This window comes from Maribacter arcticus, from assembly GCF_900167935.1.
Taxonomy (GTDB): Bacteria; Bacteroidota; Bacteroidia; order Flavobacteriales; family Flavobacteriaceae; genus Maribacter; species Maribacter arcticus.
This window is the reverse complement of record NZ_FUYL01000006.1, coordinates 145,616-165,425: the sequence shown is the minus strand read 5'-3', so window position 1 is coordinate 165,425 and position 19,810 is coordinate 145,616. Positions and strand designations below refer to the sequence as shown.

The 19,810-nt window shown below is 34.6% G+C and carries 18 protein-coding genes; 10 read left to right on the top strand and 8 right to left on the bottom strand.

Translation table 11 applies throughout. The annotated features are described in order from the left end of the window. Positions 1-89 precede the first annotated feature (89 nt). Positions 90-2,642: an ATP-dependent Clp protease ATP-binding subunit gene (locus tag B5X55_RS10940; protein WP_079512663.1), complete on the top strand. Its 2,553-nt coding sequence runs from the start codon at positions 90-92 to the stop codon at positions 2,640-2,642. 210 nt (positions 2,643-2,852) lie between these two features. Beyond that, on the top strand, positions 2,853-3,254 hold the full coding sequence (locus tag B5X55_RS10935) for an STAS/SEC14 domain-containing protein (protein ID WP_079512662.1): 402 nt from the start codon (positions 2,853-2,855) through the stop codon (positions 3,252-3,254). Positions 3,255-3,289: 35 nt separating this feature from the next. Here B5X55_RS10935 and B5X55_RS10930 read toward each other — a convergent pair whose 3' ends face one another. Further along, positions 3,290-4,831, bottom strand: a complete 1,542-nt coding sequence (locus tag B5X55_RS10930; RefSeq protein ID WP_079512661.1) for an NAD(P)H-hydrate dehydratase — start codon at positions 4,829-4,831, stop codon at positions 3,290-3,292. Positions 4,832-5,098: 267 nt separating this feature from the next. On the opposite strand from B5X55_RS10930, the gene thrA reads away from it, so the two are divergent. The 8 genes from thrA (at position 5,099) to B5X55_RS10890 (ending at position 13,862) form a co-directional block, all read left to right on the top strand. Next, entirely contained in the window at positions 5,099-7,540 is a 2,442-nt protein-coding gene (gene thrA / locus B5X55_RS10925; RefSeq protein ID WP_079512660.1) for a bifunctional aspartate kinase/homoserine dehydrogenase I, read from the top strand. A gap of 20 nt (positions 7,541-7,560) precedes the next feature. After that, on the top strand, positions 7,561-8,487 hold the full coding sequence (locus B5X55_RS10920) for a homoserine kinase (protein WP_079512659.1): 927 nt from the start codon (positions 7,561-7,563) through the stop codon (positions 8,485-8,487). A 41-nt stretch (positions 8,488-8,528) separates the two neighbouring features. Then, positions 8,529-9,824 (top strand): threonine synthase, encoded by a 1,296-nt coding sequence (gene thrC / locus B5X55_RS10915; RefSeq protein ID WP_079512658.1) that lies wholly within the window; start codon positions 8,529-8,531, stop codon positions 9,822-9,824. Between the two features lie 98 nt (positions 9,825-9,922). Continuing rightward, positions 9,923-11,008, top strand: coding sequence for a glycine cleavage system aminomethyltransferase GcvT (gene gcvT, locus B5X55_RS10910; protein ID WP_079512657.1), 1,086 nt, complete (start codon positions 9,923-9,925; stop codon positions 11,006-11,008). Next, complete coding sequence (locus tag B5X55_RS10905) at positions 11,008-11,922, top strand: glutaminase (RefSeq protein ID WP_079512656.1); 915 nt, start codon at positions 11,008-11,010, stop codon at positions 11,920-11,922. The genes gcvT and B5X55_RS10905 overlap by 1 nt, the downstream gene beginning before the upstream one ends. A gap of 2 nt (positions 11,923-11,924) precedes the next feature. After that, positions 11,925-12,746 (top strand): sugar nucleotide-binding protein, encoded by an 822-nt coding sequence (locus tag B5X55_RS10900; RefSeq protein ID WP_079512655.1) that lies wholly within the window; start codon positions 11,925-11,927, stop codon positions 12,744-12,746. A gap of 7 nt (positions 12,747-12,753) precedes the next feature. Further along, a complete protein-coding gene (locus B5X55_RS10895; RefSeq protein WP_143814466.1) occupies positions 12,754-13,050 on the top strand; it encodes a 4a-hydroxytetrahydrobiopterin dehydratase in 297 nt (98 codons plus the stop codon). A 101-nt stretch (positions 13,051-13,151) separates the two neighbouring features. Next, the gene (locus tag B5X55_RS10890; protein ID WP_079512654.1) at positions 13,152-13,862 is read left to right on the top strand and encodes a YebC/PmpR family DNA-binding transcriptional regulator; all 711 of its coding nucleotides are present in this window, start codon (positions 13,152-13,154) and stop codon (positions 13,860-13,862) included. A 162-nt stretch (positions 13,863-14,024) separates the two neighbouring features. Here the strand turns inward: B5X55_RS10890 and B5X55_RS18675 are convergent, their stop codons facing one another. The 7 genes from B5X55_RS18675 to B5X55_RS10860 all read right to left on the bottom strand — a co-directional run bounded on the left by B5X55_RS18675 (position 14,025) and on the right by B5X55_RS10860 (position 19,718). Continuing rightward, positions 14,025-14,192 carry a T9SS type A sorting domain-containing protein gene (locus tag B5X55_RS18675; RefSeq protein WP_143814465.1) on the bottom strand — a complete coding sequence of 56 codons (168 nt, stop codon included), beginning with the start codon at positions 14,190-14,192 and terminating at the stop codon, positions 14,025-14,027. Between the two features lie 300 nt (positions 14,193-14,492). Next, positions 14,493-15,023, bottom strand: a complete 531-nt coding sequence (locus B5X55_RS10885) for a 1-acyl-sn-glycerol-3-phosphate acyltransferase (protein WP_079512653.1) — start codon at positions 15,021-15,023, stop codon at positions 14,493-14,495. A 68-nt stretch (positions 15,024-15,091) separates the two neighbouring features. After that, the gene (locus tag B5X55_RS10880; RefSeq protein ID WP_079512652.1) at positions 15,092-16,219 is read right to left on the bottom strand and encodes an iron-containing alcohol dehydrogenase family protein; all 1,128 of its coding nucleotides are present in this window, start codon (positions 16,217-16,219) and stop codon (positions 15,092-15,094) included. Between the two features lie 5 nt (positions 16,220-16,224). Next, entirely contained in the window at positions 16,225-16,923 is a 699-nt protein-coding gene (locus B5X55_RS10875; protein ID WP_079512651.1) for an HAD family hydrolase, read from the bottom strand. Next, positions 16,914-17,627, bottom strand: a complete 714-nt coding sequence (gene kdsB, locus B5X55_RS10870; protein ID WP_200811609.1) for a 3-deoxy-manno-octulosonate cytidylyltransferase — start codon at positions 17,625-17,627, stop codon at positions 16,914-16,916. Before kdsB ends, B5X55_RS10875 begins: the two co-directional genes overlap by 10 nt. A 26-nt stretch (positions 17,628-17,653) precedes the next feature. After that, on the bottom strand, positions 17,654-18,223 hold the full coding sequence (locus B5X55_RS10865; protein ID WP_079512649.1) for a DUF4126 domain-containing protein: 570 nt from the start codon (positions 18,221-18,223) through the stop codon (positions 17,654-17,656). 61 nt (positions 18,224-18,284) lie between these two features. Further along, complete coding sequence (locus B5X55_RS10860; RefSeq protein ID WP_079512648.1) at positions 18,285-19,718, bottom strand: ATP-dependent DNA helicase; 1,434 nt, start codon at positions 19,716-19,718, stop codon at positions 18,285-18,287. Between the last annotated feature and the right edge of the window lie 92 nt (positions 19,719-19,810).

The following is a 19,810-nucleotide window of genomic DNA, read 5'->3' as shown; positions in this document are numbered from 1 at the left end:
GGTTTTACAATAACTTTAACGATTATAGGTATGGTATTTGCCATTGATTGGATGAGATTTAGTAATTTTATAGTAGATAATAACAGTATATGGATGATAATTTTTCCCCAAGAGTAAAGGATGTAATTGCATATAGCAAGGAGGAAGCATTGCGACTTGGTCACGATTTTATCGGTACTGAGCACCTAATGTTAGGGCTCCTTAGAGATGGAAACGGGAAGGCTATTAGCATTTTAGATGCTTTAGAAGTAGATCTTGAGCACTTACGAAGAAAGGTTGAAATACTCAGCCCTTCGAATCCAAACGCTAACGGTGTTCAAAAGGACAAAAAGAACTTACATTTAACAAGACAAGCTGAACGTGCACTAAAAACAACCTTTTTAGAAGCTAAACTTTTTCAGAGTTCTTCGATAAATACAGCTCACCTTTTACTTTGTATTCTAAGAAACGAAAACGACCCTACTACAAAACTTTTACATAAGTTGAAAGTAGATTATGACGGCGTAAAAGAACAGTTCAAATTTATGATAACAAGTGACGACGATATGGTAGATGGCCCAACTGCCGAATCTTTTCCAAGTGATTCTGATGATACATCTGAAGGAAAGGAAAGTACCTTTGGCGCTACTTCAGGCCAAAAAGGAACTAAGAAATCTAAAACTCCCGTGCTGGATAATTTCGGAAGAGATCTTACCCAAATGGCAGAAGAAAATAAATTAGATCCCGTTGTTGGTCGTGAGAAAGAAATTGAGCGAGTTTCTCAGATTTTAAGTCGAAGAAAAAAGAACAACCCGTTATTGATAGGTGAACCCGGAGTTGGCAAAAGTGCCATAGCTGAAGGGCTTGCACTACGCATAATCAATAAAAAAGTTTCAAGAATTCTTTATAACAAACGTGTTGTAACCCTTGATTTGGCTTCCTTAGTTGCGGGCACTAAATATCGTGGCCAATTTGAAGAACGCATGAAAGCGGTTATGAATGAACTTGAAAAAAATGACGATGTTATTTTGTTCATCGATGAAATTCATACTATAGTTGGTGCAGGTGGTGCAACTGGAAGCTTAGATGCTTCAAACATGTTTAAACCAGCATTGGCAAGAGGTGAAATTCAATGTATTGGTGCAACTACCTTAGATGAGTATAGACAGTATATCGAAAAAGATGGTGCATTAGAACGACGTTTTCAAAAAGTAATCGTTGAACCGACAACTATTGATGAGACTATTGAAATTTTACATAATATAAAAGGTAAATATGAAGACCATCATAATGTAACTTATACTGACGAGGCAATTGTAGCCTGCGTGAAATTGACTAGCAGGTATATGACAGATCGTTTTTTACCTGACAAGGCCATTGATGCTTTAGATGAATCAGGATCTCGTGTACACATTGTAAATATGGACGTTCCGAAACAAATTCTTGAATTAGAAAAGAAATTGGAAGATGTTCGTGAGCTAAAAAATAGCGTAGTCAAAAAGCAAAAGTATGAAGAGGCCGCAAAATTACGCGACGATGAAAAAAGTTTAGAGAAAGAACTGGCCATTGCTCAGGAGCGTTGGGAAGATGACAGCAAACTGAATAAAGAAACAGTTAGTGAGGATAATGTCGCCGATGTTGTTTCTATGATGAGCGGCATACCTGTTAACAGAATTGCTCAAACTGAGAGTAACAAATTAGCTGGCTTACCTGATCTTATTAAGTCTAACGTTATAGGTCAAGACGAAGCCGTTGCAAAAGTTTCTAAAGCTATACAACGAAATAGAGCTGGACTAAAAGACCCAAACAAGCCCATTGGTTCATTTATATTTTTAGGACAAACAGGAGTTGGTAAAACTCAGTTGGCTAAAGTTTTAGCTAAAGAACTTTTTGATTCAGAAGATGCTCTTATTCGTATAGATATGAGTGAGTACATGGAGAAATTTGCCATTTCTAGATTGGTTGGGGCACCTCCGGGGTACGTAGGTTACGAAGAAGGTGGTCAATTGACTGAAAAGGTTAGAAGAAAGCCATATTCAGTAATCTTATTAGATGAAGTTGAAAAAGCGCATCCAGATGTGTTCAATATGCTTTTACAAGTATTGGACGATGGTTATTTAACAGATAGTCTTGGTCGTAAAATCGATTTTAGAAATACGATTATTATTATGACATCGAATATTGGCGCTAGACAATTGAAAGACTTTGGCCAAGGTGTTGGTTTTGGAACAGCAGCCAAAAAATCTCAAGAAGATTCGCATCAAAAAGGAGTTATTGAAAATGCACTTAAAAAAGCATTTGCTCCTGAATTTTTGAATAGAATTGATGACGTAATTGTTTTCAATGCTCTAGAAAGAGAACATATTCACCAAATTATTGATATTGAACTTGCAAAATTGTTTAGAAGAATAGAAGATATAGGTTATCATTTAAATCTTTCAGACAAAGCAAAAGATTATATCGCAGAGAAAGGTTTCGATAAGCAATACGGTGCTAGGCCACTTAAAAGAGCTATACAGAAATATATCGAAGATGCTTTAGCAGAAGAAATTGTGAATTCTAAACTTAAAGAGGGAGATACTATATTTATCGATCTTGACGAAAAGAGTGAAGAGTTGACTATTAAAATTGAAAAAGCTGAAGAAGAAACGCCTAAGACATAGTGTTATTCAGAATATAAGTTATATTGAAAAGGAGCCCCCAAGTCGGGCTCCTTTTTCTTACAATGAATTTCTAATTGTAAGAAATCAAATACAGGCAATACCCGCCATACGCAGTACGAACGATATTTACGCGTTTAAACTAATAATTTATCCAAAAAATTAAAGTTCAATTTACTTTCGCTTCAGACACACTATATTAATACGAGCAGAATGAAAATTGAATCCTCCAAAAAGAAGAAGGTAATCGTACGGGAGTACGAGTTAGAAGTTGGTAAAATTCAAGTATTTGAAAATTACATGGTATCCATCTTTGATGAAGGAGCTACCCTAACACTTGAAAGGGCATATCAAATAATTGGTATATCAGAAATTCATTTCAGGGATAAAAATTTCGGATTTATTAGTCTTCGTAAAAATTCATTCGCAATTGACCCAACCATCTATAACTACTTAAAACAACTAGACAACCTTAAAGCATTTGCTATCGTTTCGGTTAAAGAAATAGACATGCATAACTTTAAGATTGAAAAATTGTTTTATAAAAAGCCAATGAAGTTTTTTATAGAATATGAAAATGCTCTAAAGTGGGTCAAAAGAAGAGTTAATTCTTAATCCCTTTATTAATTACTTAGAATTGAAAAATATTATTATTCTTTCGGTTCTTCTGCTACAGGTTGTTCAGGTATTTTAAATAGATCGAGATAAGCACTTCCTATACTTTTTATAAGGCTAGACGCAACTAAAGATTGGTAACCAGTACTTTCTACGGCTATATCACCCGCTTTACCATGTAGGTAAACACCAAATATAGCAGCATTCAATGCTGAATAACCTTGAGCTAGCAGTCCAGTTATAATTCCTGTCAATACATCACCAGAACCAGCAGTTGCCATACCAGGATTACCTGTGGTATTCAGGTAGCCTTTATCATTTTGCACAACTATTGTATGCGCCCCTTTTATTACTACGATACATTTATATTTCTTAGTGAATTTCTTAACCTTTCCTAACTTTTCAAAATCATCCTTCCAAGTTCCTATCAATCTTTCCAACTCTTTGGGGTGAGGAGTTAAAATGGTATTTTCAGGAATCTTTTTTAACAGCGTTTTGTTTTTCGAAAGAACATTAAGAGCATCCGCGTCTAGAACCAATGGCAAATTATTCTTATTCAAAAAATCAGTAAAACCCGCAACGGTTTTATCATTTGTACCCATTCCAACTCCGATTCCGACAACAGTAGGCTCCAAATCAAACTCCATGCTTTCTAGCATATCCTCGTTAGAATCTGTTATCACCATTACTTCTGGAAGAGAAGTCTGAAGAATAGAATACCCTATTTTCGGCACATAAGCGGTCACCAAACCACTACCCGCATGAAGTGCTGCATTTGTTGTTAAACAAACAGCACCCATTTTACCATAACTGCCTCCAATTATTAGAGCATGCCCATAAGTACCTTTGTGTGTATACTTTTCACGTGGTTTATAAACACTTAAGGCTTCATTTTTTCCGATTAACTCATAGTCAGTTTCAGTAGCCATTAAGTATTCAGGATCCAAACCGATGTCCAGCACCTCCCATTGTTCTATAAACGGACCCGTTTGAGGTAGAAAGAAAACCAATTTAGGGGTTTGAAAACTAAGCACAAAATTGGATTTTATAATAGCCTCCAGATTTTCTGGACCTTGGTCGGTAAATAAACCTGACGGAATATCAATAGATAAAATAAAAGCCTCAGACTTATTTAAATGTTGAATAATTTTAGCAACCCAAACATCTGGCGTTCTATTCAATCCTATCCCAAAAATACCATCAACTATAATGTCATCCTTCCCTATTTCAGGAAGCTCATCTTCTGAACTCATGAAACTTGGCCAACATTTTCTTGTTTTTAATCTTTCGAGATTAATTAAAAAATCTTTGGAACGTTTTTCATTATAATTAATAACATAAACTGAAATATTATAACCATGATCAAATAGATGGCGAGCAAGTGCTATTCCATCACCCCCATTGTTTCCTATACCACAGAATAAATGAATTTTTACCGGAGCACCTTGCATACGTAAATGAATCCAATTAAACAACTGTAAGGCAGCACGTTCCATTAATTCATCACTAACTATTTTTTCTTTTTTAATAGAAATCTGATCTGCTTTATAAATCTGTTTTGTACTATATAATTTCATTCTTAATTTATTTTACTACTAAAAAGTAACGATTCCACAAAAAATTGTGGAATCATTTGATAGGGATATCAAATGTACTACTTTTGGCGCTCAACCATTAGTATTATGGACTGCGATAAGACAGGCATAAATTTCGATGTTACATCACTTACCAAATTTAATGGTACTACATTCACATGGTTCACCCCTTGGGGGTCATAACGATATTTCTCCGTCTCTGTGTTTAATTACACCATTTCTTAAATTAAAAGTCAATATTTCAATAGCATGAAAGTTCTAAAATTTGGTGGTTCATCTGTAGCCAAACCTGAAAATATAGTTAAGATTAAAAATATAATTTCTTCCTATCAAGACCAAATAGTATTGGTGGTCTCTGCTCTTGGTGGAGTAACTGATTTATTATTGAAAGCCGGCACAATGGCTTCTTCACAAGATCAATCTTATAAAAATGTACTTACCTCTATTGAGGAAAGGCATCTTGCAACAGTTAAAGAATTACTACCTGTTACAGCACAAAGCAAGGTGCTTAGCAAAGTGAAAAGTGAGTTCAATGTTTTAGAAACATTATTAGAAGGCGCATACTTCATTGGTGAAATAACACCTAAACTTTCTGATAAAATTGTAAGTTATGGAGAATTACTTTCATCTTATATTATCAGTGAATACCTAATTACTGAAAATTTAGATGCTAAATTTAAAGATAGTAGAGACCTTATTATCACGCACAAATTAAACGGCAAGAATGTGGTGAATTTCACCAAAACCAATGCCAATTGTGTAACCTATTTTAATTCATCACACAAGAAGATTATCGTTTGCCCTGGTTTTATAGCTACATCAGAAGAAGGTGTTTCTACTACTTTAGGCAGAGGAGGTTCAGATTATACTGCAGCAATTTACGCAGCTGCCATTGATGCTGAAATTTTAGAAATTTGGACCGATGTGAGCGGCATGTATACTGCCAATCCGAAAATGGTAAAACAAGCCAAAGCAATACCTCATATATCTTATGAAGAAGCTATGGAATTGTCTCATTTTGGAGCAAAAGTGCTTTATCCACCCACCATTCAACCAGTATTATCAAAAGGAATTTCGATAGTAATAAAGAATACGTTTAGTCCTGATGAAGCTGGGACATTAATCACAAAATCTAAAAACGAAAAAGGTAAAACCGTAAGAGGTATAAGCCATATAGGAAATATTGCCTTGTTATCTCTAGAAGGACCTGGCATGGTTGGCATACCAGGTATATCTAAACGTTTTTTCGAAGTATTATCACAAGCAGATATTAGTGTTGTACTTATTACTCAAGCTTCCTCTGAACATTCTATTTGTGTAGGTATCTCTGCAGATGATGTTGAAAAAGCGGTAAGTATTGTTAACGAAGCTTTTGAATATGAAATTGAAAGGGGTCGTATAAAACAAGTTATTCCTGAAAAGGATTTGGCTATTGTAGCCTTAGTTGGTGACAATATGAAAAGTCACCAAGGATTAAGTGGTAAAATGTTCAGTACTCTTGGAAAAAACAATGTGAATATTCGAGTAATTGCACAGGGAGCTTCAGAAAGAAATATTTCTTGTATCATCGATGAAAAAGATGTAAAAAAGGCATTAAACGCTTTACATGAAGAGTTTTTTGAAGAGAACATTAAGCAACTAAACCTATTTGTGATGGGTGTAGGAAATGTGGGCGCTAAATTTTTGGAACAAATTAGGTCTCAACGAAAATTCTTAAAGGAGAACTTAAAATTGAATATCCGAGTAATAGGAATATCCAATTCAAGAACCATGCATTTTGATGAAAAAGGAATAGATTTAAATGATTGGCAAGAGAAATTATCCCAAGGACAAAAAGCAGATAAAGCAGAATTTTTAAAATTGGTCAATTCCTTAAATTTAAGGAACAGTATTTTTGTCGACAATACCGCCAGTGAGGATGTCTCAAGCTCGTACCGTGAATATTTAAGTAACAGCATATCTGTTGTAACTTGTAATAAAATTGCCTGTTCCTCTGCCTATGAAAACTATTCACATTTAAAATCTTTAGCTAGAACCTATAACGCTCCTTTCTTATTTGAAACCAATGTTGGTGCTGGATTGCCAATTATTGACACTCTTAAACATTTAATTGCATCCGGGGATAAAATTCTAAAGATTCAAGCCGTTTTATCAGGAAGCTTAAATTTTGTATTTAATAACTTCAACGAAAAGAACACCTTTCATGATGTTGTAAAACAGGCCCAAGAAGAAGGCTATACTGAACCTGACCCAAAAATAGATTTGAGTGGTGTTGATGTTATGCGAAAAATCTTGATTTTAGCAAGGGAAAGCGGCAACATATTGGAGATTAGCGATATTAAAAACGAATCATTCTTACCAGATGAAAGTTTAAACACCAACAATAACAACGATTTTTTTGCCTCTTTGGTAAAACATGAATCACATTTTCAATCTTTATTTTCAAGTGCTAAAAATGCCAATAGCAGGTTGAAATACGTTGCACAGTTCGATGAAGGTGAAGCAAGTGTTGGTTTGCAAGAAATACCAAAAGGGCATGATTTCTATAATTTAGCAGGTAGTGATAACATCGTACTTTTTTATACAGAGCGATACCCAAACCAACCCTTAATTATTAAAGGAGCTGGTGCTGGGGCAGCTGTAACAGCTTCGGGAATATTTGCTGATATTATTAGAATAGGAAACTTTTAAGACAAAAAACACTTTATAACATGAATCAAAACGAAATAAAAGTTTTTTGCCCTGCAACAGTAGCAAATATTTCATGTGGCTTTGATGTTCTTGGGGTTGCCTTAGATTCGGTCGGTGATGAAATGATTGTTCGGAAAGTTTCAAAAAAAGGAATTCAAATCACCAAAATTTCGGGACAAGATTTACCGAAAGAAACATTGAACAATGTCGCTGGTGTTGCTGGTAATGCTTTTCTATTGGCTTCTGATTATGATGGTGGATTTGAAATTGAAATCAATAAAAAAATAAAGCCTGGTAGCGGTATTGGTAGCAGTGCAGCTAGCTCTGCTGGTGCTGTTTGGGCTATGAATCATCTTTTAGGTAATCCATTCAATAAGACCGAATTAGTGAAATTTGCCATGGAAGGGGAACGACTGGCCAGTGATGTAGCCCATGCCGACAATGTAGCTCCTGCCCTATTTGGCGGCTTCACTCTTGTACGTAGTTATAATCCATTGGATATTGTAACCATACCGGCGCCATCTGAATTGTATGTTACTATTATACATCCGCAGATTGAAATAAAAACTTCCGATTCTAGAAAAATATTGAAGACCACCATTTCAATGGAAATAGGAATAAAACAATGGGGAAATGTTGGCGGACTTGTAGCAGGTTTGTTTAAAGAAGATTACGCATTAATTGGCCGTTCATTAGAAGACCATATTGTAGAACCTATTCGCTCCATCTTAATACCAGGTTTTGATGAAGTTAAAAAAGTATCCTTAGAAGCAGGTGCTTTAGGTTCAGGTATCTCAGGATCAGGACCTTCCATTTTTGCTTTTAGCAAAGGAAAAGAAACTGCTTTAAAGGTCGGTAATGTGATGAAATCGATTTACGATAAAATTGGCATTGCCTACGAAATACATGTTTCTAAAGTTAATACGGAAGGCGTAAAACTTTTATAACTTTAGAAATATTACATTAACAACTGATAAATACATTCGACTTGAAATTCTATAGTTTAAACAATACAGCACCCGAAGTTTCTTTTGATATAGCCGTAGTTAACGGAATTGCCCCAGATAAAGGATTGTACTTCCCTGAAGAAATTAAGCCATTACCCAGTTCTTTTTTCGAAAAAATAGAATCCCTATCTAACGAAGAAATTGCATTTACAGCTATTCAACAATTTGTATCTGGTCTAGTTCCTGATAATGTGCTGAAAGATATACTGAAAGAGGTATTAGATTTTGAATTTCCTATCGTTGAAATTACACCAAATATTGGCACTCTAGAGCTTTTTCACGGCCCTACAATGGCTTTTAAAGATGTTGGGGCTCGATTTATGGCTCAATGTTTAGGGTATTTTTCTAGGTCTTCAAAAAATAAAATAACGGTTTTAGTTGCAACATCAGGCGATACTGGTGGCGCAGTAGCTAACGGGTTTCTTGGCGTTAAAGGTGTTAACGTGGTTATTCTCTACCCAAGCGGTAAAGTTAGCGATATACAAGAACGACAATTGACCACATTAGGTCAAAATATTAAAGCATTGGAAGTAGAGGGCACATTTGATGATTGTCAGGCCATGGTCAAAAATGCCTTCTTGGATAAAGATTTGTTAGCACACATGAAACTAACATCTGCCAACTCAATTAATGTAGCAAGATGGTTGCCTCAACTTTTTTACTTTCTTTTCGCCTATAAACAAGCGAAATCAAAAGGAAAGGAAATTATTTTTTCAGTGCCTTCTGGTAATTTTGGGAATATCTGTGCTGGTCTCGTTGCGCAACGTTTGGGAATGCCGGTGAACCATTTTATCGCGGCAACTAATGTTAACGATACGGTACCACAATTTATGTCGACAAAAGAATATAGCCCAAAACCATCTAAGGCTACTATTTCTAATGCTATGGATGTTGGTGACCCAAGTAATTTCATAAGAATTAGACATTTATTTAAAGATAATTTCGAGGAATTAGAAAAGAATTTATCCTCCTATTCTTTTGATGATAATCAAACAAAAGAAGCGCTAAAAGAGATTTATAGTTTAAACGGATATATCGCAGATCCGCATGGTGCAGTGGGCTATCTTGGATTGAAAAAATATCAAACACAGTATCCAAATACATACGGTATTTTCTTAGAAACCGCCCACCCGGTTAAATTCTTAGATATTGTCGAAGAAACCCTATCCGAGAAATTAGAAATTCCTGCACAGATTAAAAAAGTGATGGGTAAAACCAAGAAATCAATCCAAATTTCAAATTACGAAGGCCTTAAAAACTTTCTTTTAAAATCTTAGCTGCCAGAATAGGTCAGAATATTTTCCCAAATACCCTATATCCCAATATTGCTTCTATTTATTTTCGATAAATTTGCATCGTCAATAAATTAAAGAAGATGAAAAATACTGCGCTTACCACAACACATGAAGCACTTGGCGCCAAAATGGTTCCATTTGCTGGATATAATATGCCTGTATCCTATGAAGGCGTCAATGCTGAACATGAAATTGTACGTACAGGTGTTGGTGTTTTTGATGTGTCTCACATGGGAGAATTTTTAATTTCTGGTCCAAATGCATTAGGCTTGATTCAAAAAGTAACTTCAAACGATGCATCTAAATTGACCATTGGTAGAGCTCAATATAGCTGCTTACCAAATGAAACAGGTGGTATCGTTGACGATTTAATTGTATATCGCATTAAAGATGAACAATATTTATTAGTGGTGAATGCTTCTAATATTGATAAAGATTGGGCTCATATTTCAAGCTATAATAATAAGTTTAAAGCGGATATGAAAAATATATCCGAAGGCTATTCCCTATTAGCCATTCAAGGCCCTAAAGCAGTTGAAGCTATGCAGTCGTTGACCTCAGTAGATTTATCAGCTATAAAATTCTATCATTTCGAAGTAGCAGATTTTGCCGGCATTGAACATGTTATTATTTCTGCAACAGGATATACGGGTTCTGGCGGATTTGAAATTTATTGCAAGAATGAAGATGTAAAACAAATTTGGGACAAGGTATTTGAAGCCGGAGCAGATTTTGGAATAAAACCAATCGGATTGGCAGCAAGGGATACTTTACGACTAGAAATGGGATATTGCCTTTATGGAAATGATATAGATGATACAACCTCTCCTTTTGAAGCAGGATTAGGTTGGATTACAAAATTTACCAAAGATTTCGTTAATTCTGAAGCACTTGAAAAGGAAAAAAAACATGGCTTGGAACGAAAATTGGTTGCCTTCGAATTAGATGACCGAGGCATTCCCAGACATGGTTATGATATAGTTGATGGAAATGGAAAAACCATAGGGGTCGTTACTTCGGGTACTATGTCACCTTCAATGGGCACTGGAATTGGCTTGGGGTATGTACCTATTGTTTTTTCAGAACTAGGAAGTAAAATTCAAATTCAAATTCGAAAGAATGCAGTATCTGCTACCGTAGTCAAATTACCATTTTACAAAGCTTAATGGTAGACTTTCAAGGTATTATTAATGGGATTAATGCTACTGCTGCCAAGACAGATAATAGAGGGCTATGTGCCACTTATATTCCAGAATTGGCAAAAGTAGATTTGGCTAAGTTCGGTATTCATTTAATCAACATTCAGCAACAAAGTTTTTCATCCGGCGATTCAGATGAACGATTTTCAATTCAGAGTATATCAAAAGTTTTTACACTTTCTATGGCACTAGGTTTAGTTGGAGAAAAACTTTGGCAGCGTGTAGACGTAGAACCTTCTGGAGATCCTTTTAACCACCTATCTCTATTAGAAATGGAGAATGGCATACCTAGAAATCCCTTAATTAATCCTGGAGCTATTGTTGTGGCAGATATCCTAGTATCGCTTTTAGAAAATCCGAAAGAGGATTTTCTAGCATATGTCAAAAATTTAGCTAATGATGATTCTATAAATTATGATGAAGAAGTAGCTCGATCTGAAAAAATGACAGGATTTAGGAATTACGCTGCTGCGAATCTTTTAAAATCCTATAAAAATTTGGTCAATGATGTGGATACCGTTTTAGATTTTTATTTTCATCAATGTTCAATTTCAATGAGCTGCGCACAACTTGCAAATGCATTTTTTATGTTTATTAACCATGGTAAATGCAAAAAAAACAACACTTTTCTTACTACCAGACAGGTAAAACGAATAAACTCCTTAATGTTAACCTGTGGCTTTTATGATGAGGCAGGTGAATTTGCTTTTGAAGTTGGTCTACCGGGTAAAAGTGGTGTAGGAGGTGGAATTGTTGCGTTATTACCCAATAAATTTTGTGTGGCAACTTGGTCACCAGGACTAAATGCTAAAGGCAACTCTAAATTGGGAATGTTAGCTTTGGAAAGATTGACGACACAAACAGAACTTTCTATTTTTTGAGTTTGGATAACAAAAAAATATTGATTCTTGGTGGTAGTGGATTTATTGGCAATGCTATATATAAAGAGCTATGTAAATATTTTGACACCTTTGGCACCTATTGCCATGCCGCAAATTCTTATTCTACGAATAACCAATTTGTGCATTATAATATAGAGGAAGATGATATAGTTGAGGTTTTGGAATTGGTAAAACCTCAAGTTATAATTTCTGCATTAAGAGGTAATTTTGCAGCTCTCATCATTGCTCACGAACATATTTTAGAATATGTTCGTAAAGAAAACTGCCAATTATATTTTATATCATCAGCAAATGTTTTTGATGCATATAGTAAATATCCATCTTATGAAATGGATAAAACGCTATCAGAAAGTATTTATGGTAGACTGAAAATTAGAATTGAAAATATGCTTTTAAGATTACCGAAAGAGAAAATGGCAATCTTAAGAATTCCTATGGTATTTGGAAATAGTTCTCCAAGAATAAGGGATATGAAAAAGGCAATAATTGAAAATGAGCCTATAGAAGTTTTTCCAAATTTAATATTAAATGTAACCAACGATGACAAGGTAACACAGCAAATTCATTACCTTATTAATAGAAATAAAACAGGAATTTATCATTTAGGAAGTAATGACCTTACGCATCATGAAGATTTTATTAAAGAAGTTTTGGAGCGGGTAGGTAATTTCAACCCTATAATAAAAAGAGTCTATACAACCAATGAGGATAGGTATTTGGCAGTATTACCAAAAACCAATCAATTACCAAAAAATTTACAATTTACTTTTCAAGATATTATTGATCACCATGTTTTAAATTAGTGAAATTATGAAAGAAATAGAAAAATTTACCGATGAACAAATAGCAGATTACTTAGGTCAATTAGATGGATGGGAATATGTGGATGGAGCTATAGAAACCACGTTCGAGTTTAAAGATTTTAAAGAGGCTTTTTCTGTTATGACACGAATTGCTTTTGAATGTGAAGCTCAAAATCACCACCCAGATTGGAGCAATGTATATAAAACTGTAAATATTCGTTTAAGCACCCATGACGCAAATGGGGTTACCGAAAAAGATTTTGTACTTGCACGAATTATTGAAGATATAGTAGAAAGCGAATAATAACAACCAAGTCAAATCATAAGATAATTGTGTTCAGAAAAGAAATTTCAATGATTTCTGAACATCTCTTGTTTTTGTACATTTGTTTAAAATAATTTACCATGGGAAGAGCTTTTGAATTTAGGAAAGCACGTAAAATGAAAAGATGGTCTGCAATGTCCAAAGCCTTTACACGTATAGGCAAAGATATTGTAATGGCTGTAAAGGAAGGCGGGCCTGACCCAGATTCCAATTCACGTCTTAGGGCAGTTATACAAAATGCCAAGTCAGTCAACATGCCTAAAGACAATGTTGAAAGAGCTATTAAAAGAGCGAGTGACAAAAGCTTAGGAGATTATAAAGAAGTCCTTTTTGAAGGATATGCTCCGCATGGCATTGCAATTCTTGTTGAAACCGCTACGGACAATAATACCAGAACCGTTGCGAATGTTAGAAGTTATTTTAATAAGTGTAATGGAAATATGGGAACCTCAGGATCTGTAGAATTCATGTTCGACCACACCTGTAATTTCCGAATCCCGACAGAAGGTACCGACCCAGAAGAATTAGAGTTAGAACTTATAGATTTTGGTGCAGAAGAAGTTTTTGTGGATGATGATGGTATTTTAATATACGGCCCATTTGAAAGTTTCGGAGCCATACAAAAAGAATTAGAAAATAGAGGACTTGAAATACTTTCCTCAGGTTTTGAACGAATTCCGCAAGTAACTAAAGCCATATCGGAAGAAGAAGCTGCAGATGTGGAAAAACTTTTAGAAAAGTTAGAAGAAGATGACGATGTGCAGAACGTGTATCATTCTATGGAGGAATAACCTTAGCTTAAAAAGCTATTTTAAACAAAAAAAGGAGACCAAATTGGTCTCCTTTTTTATTATTCGGTTAGTAATTACGTGACATATTAATCGCTACAAACCATAAATAAACAATTCGTACCATTTATAAGTCCTTATTCCCCTAGTACCTTCAAGATTTCGTTACCATAATCTGATTATTTGAATAAAATACATACCTACGGGTAATTCAACTACATTTAGCTTAATTTCATTTTCCCCTTCTTTAAGATTAAACATTCCAAAGTCCTGTACTTTCTGTCCTATGCCGTCATATATAGACAACTCTCCGTTCATTTTTCTTGGTGACACCTATTTAAGGTTTAATTCTATCGAAGAATAGTAAAATAAATCATTTTTAAATAATCAAGGTCCGCTTCCCAAAATCGGATCTTCTCCCAATTATAAAAATTCTATTTTTTTTTAAAAATTTCTCTTTAAACTTTAATGCATTCAACAACTAAACTAATCGACCATAATTTACCCTACTTATGAGAAGATTGACTATTGGTTTTAATATGAATGTTAAAAAAAACGCTTATTTATCGATTTTTAATATAATATACGTTTAGAGGTATCGTAAAATTTATTATTGAAGTTAACTAGTGAATTCTAGCGGTATAGACCCTCTACCCCATCATAAAAAGCATGGTACTTTTCAAAATCTGCTATTTGATTTTCTGTAGGTATTATCGGTTCAGATATTTTAATTTCTTTTTTACCATAATCAAAGGCCACCATCACAATGGGAACATTTGCCGTTTTTGCAATAAAATAAAATCCGGTCTTCCATTTATCTACTTTTTTTCTTGTGCCTTCAGGAGATAAAGCCAATCTGAACTTCTCTCGTTCGTTAAAAATTTGTGCAGTAGCTTTCACCGTATCATTAGTTTTAGAGCGATCAATAGCGGCACCACCTGTCCATTTAAAAAACCAACCAAAGGGTGAATCAAAAAGGCTTTTCTTACCTATATAATTGATTTCTTCATCCCAAACTTTGCGTACTAATAGGCCTAAAACAAAATCCCACCAACTTGTATGTGGTACCACGATAGCTACGAATTTATTTAAATGAGAAGGAAATTCTCCATTGAGTTTCCATCCTAGAATTTTGAAATAAATAAATTTTGCTAATTTTTGCATATTGTTATTGCACCTATGTACTATTAGAATTCCTTTGTAGAGTTATTGAAGACTACGTCTATACGTGATTATATCTTTTGGTAAATAGCTTTTAGTTTCTTGGCCGTTATTAAAGACCTCCAATTTTCTCCTAAGGCATTTTCCCATAATGGCTCCATACCCATGGCTACACAAATCATTGTATCCATTTCAGATTCAGACAATTTAGAACAAATACCTGTTGGTAATACAATTTCATGCTTTGTAAGCATTTTATTAAATAACACTACACCCTGCGGGTAAAATTCTTCGAGATATTGAAAAACAAGGCAATTACCTATACCGTGTTTAATTCCTAAAACATATCCTAAACCATAACTCATTGCATGGGCTACTCCTACTTGAGAATAGGCTATACTCATGCCGCCATGCCAAGATGCCATCATAAGCTTTTCTCTACTTTCAGACCCTGATATATCCTCAAGAAATACTTCTTTACAAAGCTCTAAAGATTTCTCTCCATAACTTTTACTGAAGGCATTTAAAAATGTTCCATTTAGTGATTCTATACAATGAATAAAACAATCCATCCCTGTATAAAACCATTGTTCTTTTGGCACTCCCTTTGTTAATTCTGGATCTAATAAAACTTGGTCGAATGTGGTAAAATCTGAATTGATTCCTAATTTTTTTTCTGGTCCCAAAAGTACCGTTGTTCTAGAAACTTCAGCACCCGTACCACTAATAGTAGGTATGCCGACATGGTAAATTGATTTCTTATGTACCAGGTCCCAACCTTGATATTCTGAAGCACTTCCCTTATTAGTTAGCATTATAGCAACTGCCTTAGCTAGGTCTAATAAAGTACCACCACCTATACCAATAATACCTGAAGGTAATTCAGTAAACTTCTCTCTGATCATGCTAACCAAAGCATCAACCTGATTTGTTTTGGGCTCTTCTTCCGCTGAAATTAAAATGATTTGATCACAAAATATACTTGGAATTCGATTAATAAGCTCACTACCTTCAAAAACATCATCTACCAAATATATCATTGGAGCTTCTGAATGCTTCCGTTTTGGCATTAAAATATCACCAAGAGTATTAAAACTTCCTTTACCATAAACTACTCTAGGTACCATTGGAAAATTTCGATATTCCTGTGAAACTTTAGTTGGTATATTCTTCAATGCCATTTCTTTTTTTACTTCCATTTTTATTAAACATATTCAAGAATATCGGTCAAGGTAGAAATTGTCATGTACCCGTTATTCTCTATTGGATCTTTTACCTCTTCATGCTCCCAAGTAGTATGAAAAGGCACATGTATGGCACGTGCTCCAATTTCCACCAAAGGCAATACATCAGATTTTAAAGAATTACCTATCATTAAAAACTCACTCGGCGCTATTTGCAAATGCTCAAGCAAATCACTATAATTTTTTTCCTTTTTATCACTCAGCACTTCAACATGATGAAAATATTCAGAAAGTCCGGATCTCTCCAATTTACGTTCTTGATCCAAGAGATCACCTTTAGTTAAAACTATTAGTCGATACTTATCTTTCAAACTCCTCAAAACCTCTTCTACGCCATTTAATAATTCTACAGGTTGTGAAATCATCTCTTTTCCCAAATCTAACAAGGCACCTATGGTTTTTGAGGAAACCTCATTATTTGATAAATCTAAGGCGCATTCTATCATAGATAACATAAAACCTTTTATGCCATAGCCATACAAGTCGAGATTTTTTATCTCTGTCCTAAATAGCTCTTGGTCAATTTTATTCTTGGTCTCGTATTTTTCTAATAAATCTGCAAACTTATTTTCGGTGTCCCTAAAATAAGTTTCATTAACCCAAAGCGTATCATCGGCATCGAACCCAATAACATTAATTCCATCAAAATTTATTTCCATGCGGCCTGTGCTTTCTTTAAATCTTCTGGTGTATCTATTTCAATTCCTTGAACATGGGTTTCTACCATTTTAATCTTCTTCCCATATTCTAAATAACGTATAGCTTCAATTTTTTCGGTTGCTTCTAATTGCAACATTGGTAACCGTTGAAAATCCATCAAAGCACTTTTTCTAAATGCATAAATTCCCTTATGCTTAAAATACGTTGTGTTTGCGTCTTTGGCTCTAGGATAAGGAATTGGTGATCTTGAGAAATATAATGCGAAATTTCTATTATCAACAATTACCTTAACCGTATTTGGATTATTAATCTCCTCTTCATCAGTTATCTTAACCATTAGAGAGGCTAAATCGATTTCTTTGTTAATATCACTTTCAAATACCTTTAATACTCCTTCTAAACTTTCACGATCCGTAAAAGGCTCATCACCCTGTACATTTACTATAATATCAACATCCATTTGCATTACTGCTTCGGCAATTCGATCACTACCGCAATCATGCTCTGTTTTACTCATTATAGCCAAACCACCTTCTTTAACTATGGTATCATATATAATATCACTATCGGTTACTACATAAACCTCATCGAATAATTTGGTTTGTATTGCAGCTTGGTAGGTTCGTAAAATGACCGGTTTACCAGCCAAATCTTGCATTAATTTTGCAGGAAATCTCGATGCCGCATACCGGGCAGGAATCATTGCTATTATTTTCAACTAAATTTATTTTATGTTTTTGTTCTTGGACGTATGCTTCTATAAATCCTAAAAATTATTACCAATATTATTATTACGAGAAAAGCTGCTAAAATCGGCGCAAAAATAGATGCTGCTGTTACTACCACTGCAGTTCCTGTTTCGATTGATGCATAGACAGGATTTGCCAAACCACCAGTTGTTGCAGTTGATGCCAATCTACCAGTTGCTCCAGCTCCTTTAATTGCTGTTGCTGTTCCACCACCAGCAATTATTGCTAATGACCATATTATTACGGGATCTAAATCGGCAACTGTAGAGACCATTACTGCAGTACCTGCTATAGCCGCTAAGGGTACAGCAATACTGTCTAACAAATTGTCGAACCAAGGAATAAAATAAGCGAATATTTCTAATAACGTGGCTACGCCTAAAGTAAGAACTGCCACCAAACTACCAATCCACTGCCAGTTTTCGTTTAAGTCCCAAACTCCAAAATATGATGCTAAGCTCAATGCAAATAAGGGTAAAAATACCCTAAAACCTACTGAAGCGGCTAATCCTATTCCTAAAAATATACTTAAAATTGTTTCGGTTGTCATGCTTACCTCTATATTGGATATAGTAATTTCCCATATCCATAATCACTAAAATAATCTTTTCTTATTCAAGAAAAAAATCGTCTTTAAAGCCGATAAGGTACAATTTGTTTTTTGCCCTTGTTACAGCTGTATATAACCATCGCAAATATTCTTTATCAATACCATTTGGCAGGTAGGGCTGCTCGACGAAAACCGTATTCCATTGCCCCCCTTGCGATTTATGACAGGTTATAGCATAAGAAAATTTAACTTGAAGTCCGTTAAAATATTTATTGTTCTTTACTCCTAAAAATTTTTTATACTTAGAAGTTTCATGAGTAAAATCTTTCATAACTTCTTGGTAAAGTCTATTACCATCTTCATACGATAATGAAGGTGACTCTGCCGCAATAGTATCTAATAATAATACTGTTTCGAAAGGAGCCATATTTGGGTAATCTACCATTTTCACTTTTACCTCTGCGAATTTAAAGGTGTAGATTTCCTTAATATCAAAAATTTCTAAAATTTCAATGATATCCCCATTGGCAATAAAACCAGCTTCAGAACTTGGTTTAAGCCAATAATAATTATTCTTGACAACCATCATGAAATCGCCAACAGCTATATCATTTTCTAAGAACAATATTCTTTCTCGTATGTTTTGATTGTATAGATTCGCTCTTTTATTTGACCTTACTATAAAAGCTGTTTCTTCTTTCCCGTTCTCTGAATAAGAACTATCGATGGCTTCTTGTATTTCATTACCATCAATTAATCTAACTATATCTGTAAAAGGGTTTACATCAAATTTAAAATCATCGAAGAAATTACCTTGCAATTGTTCCCTTAATAAGGTTGCATTGGCTAAAATACCCGAATCACCAGCTTGTCTTACTACTTCATCTAATTCTAACTGTATTACTTCCTTGTTATAATTCAATGAAAGTTTATCAGCATCTAGCGCCGGACTCAATACTAAATGTACCGGAGGCAATTGTGCTGTATCTCCTATCAATAGTAACTTACACTTATGGCCAGAATAAACGAACATCATTAAGTCATCTAATAACGAACCATTTTCAAACAGTTTAGAATCTGCTGCTGTATCTGGTATCATTGATGCCTCATCTACTATAAACAATGTATCTCTATGCTTGTTCGGTGCTAATACGAATTGTACTCCGCCCCCACTTTGTTTTTTTGGGAAATATATTTTTCGGTGGATGGTGAATGCCTGGGTATTTGAGTAATTCGACATTACTTTTGCAGCCCTACCAGTTGGCGCCATAAGCACAGCTTTCTTCTGAACTTTCCAAAGACTGTTCACTAAAGTGCCTATTAAAGTAGTTTTTCCTGTACCAGCATAACCTTTTAACAAAAAAACTTCATCTTTTATTGAAGACAATGTAAACGCTGCTAATTTTTGCAAAGCGACTGATTGTGTGGCAGTTGGTGTATGTGGAAATTTAGTTTCCAGTAGACTATAAAATGATGCGGGAGTTATTGATTTCATGAGCCCTCAAAGATAAAGATGATTTTTAGTCCAAAAACTTTTACGATTAAAAAAAAATTGTAGATTTGTGAAGACCACTAAATTAAAATAAC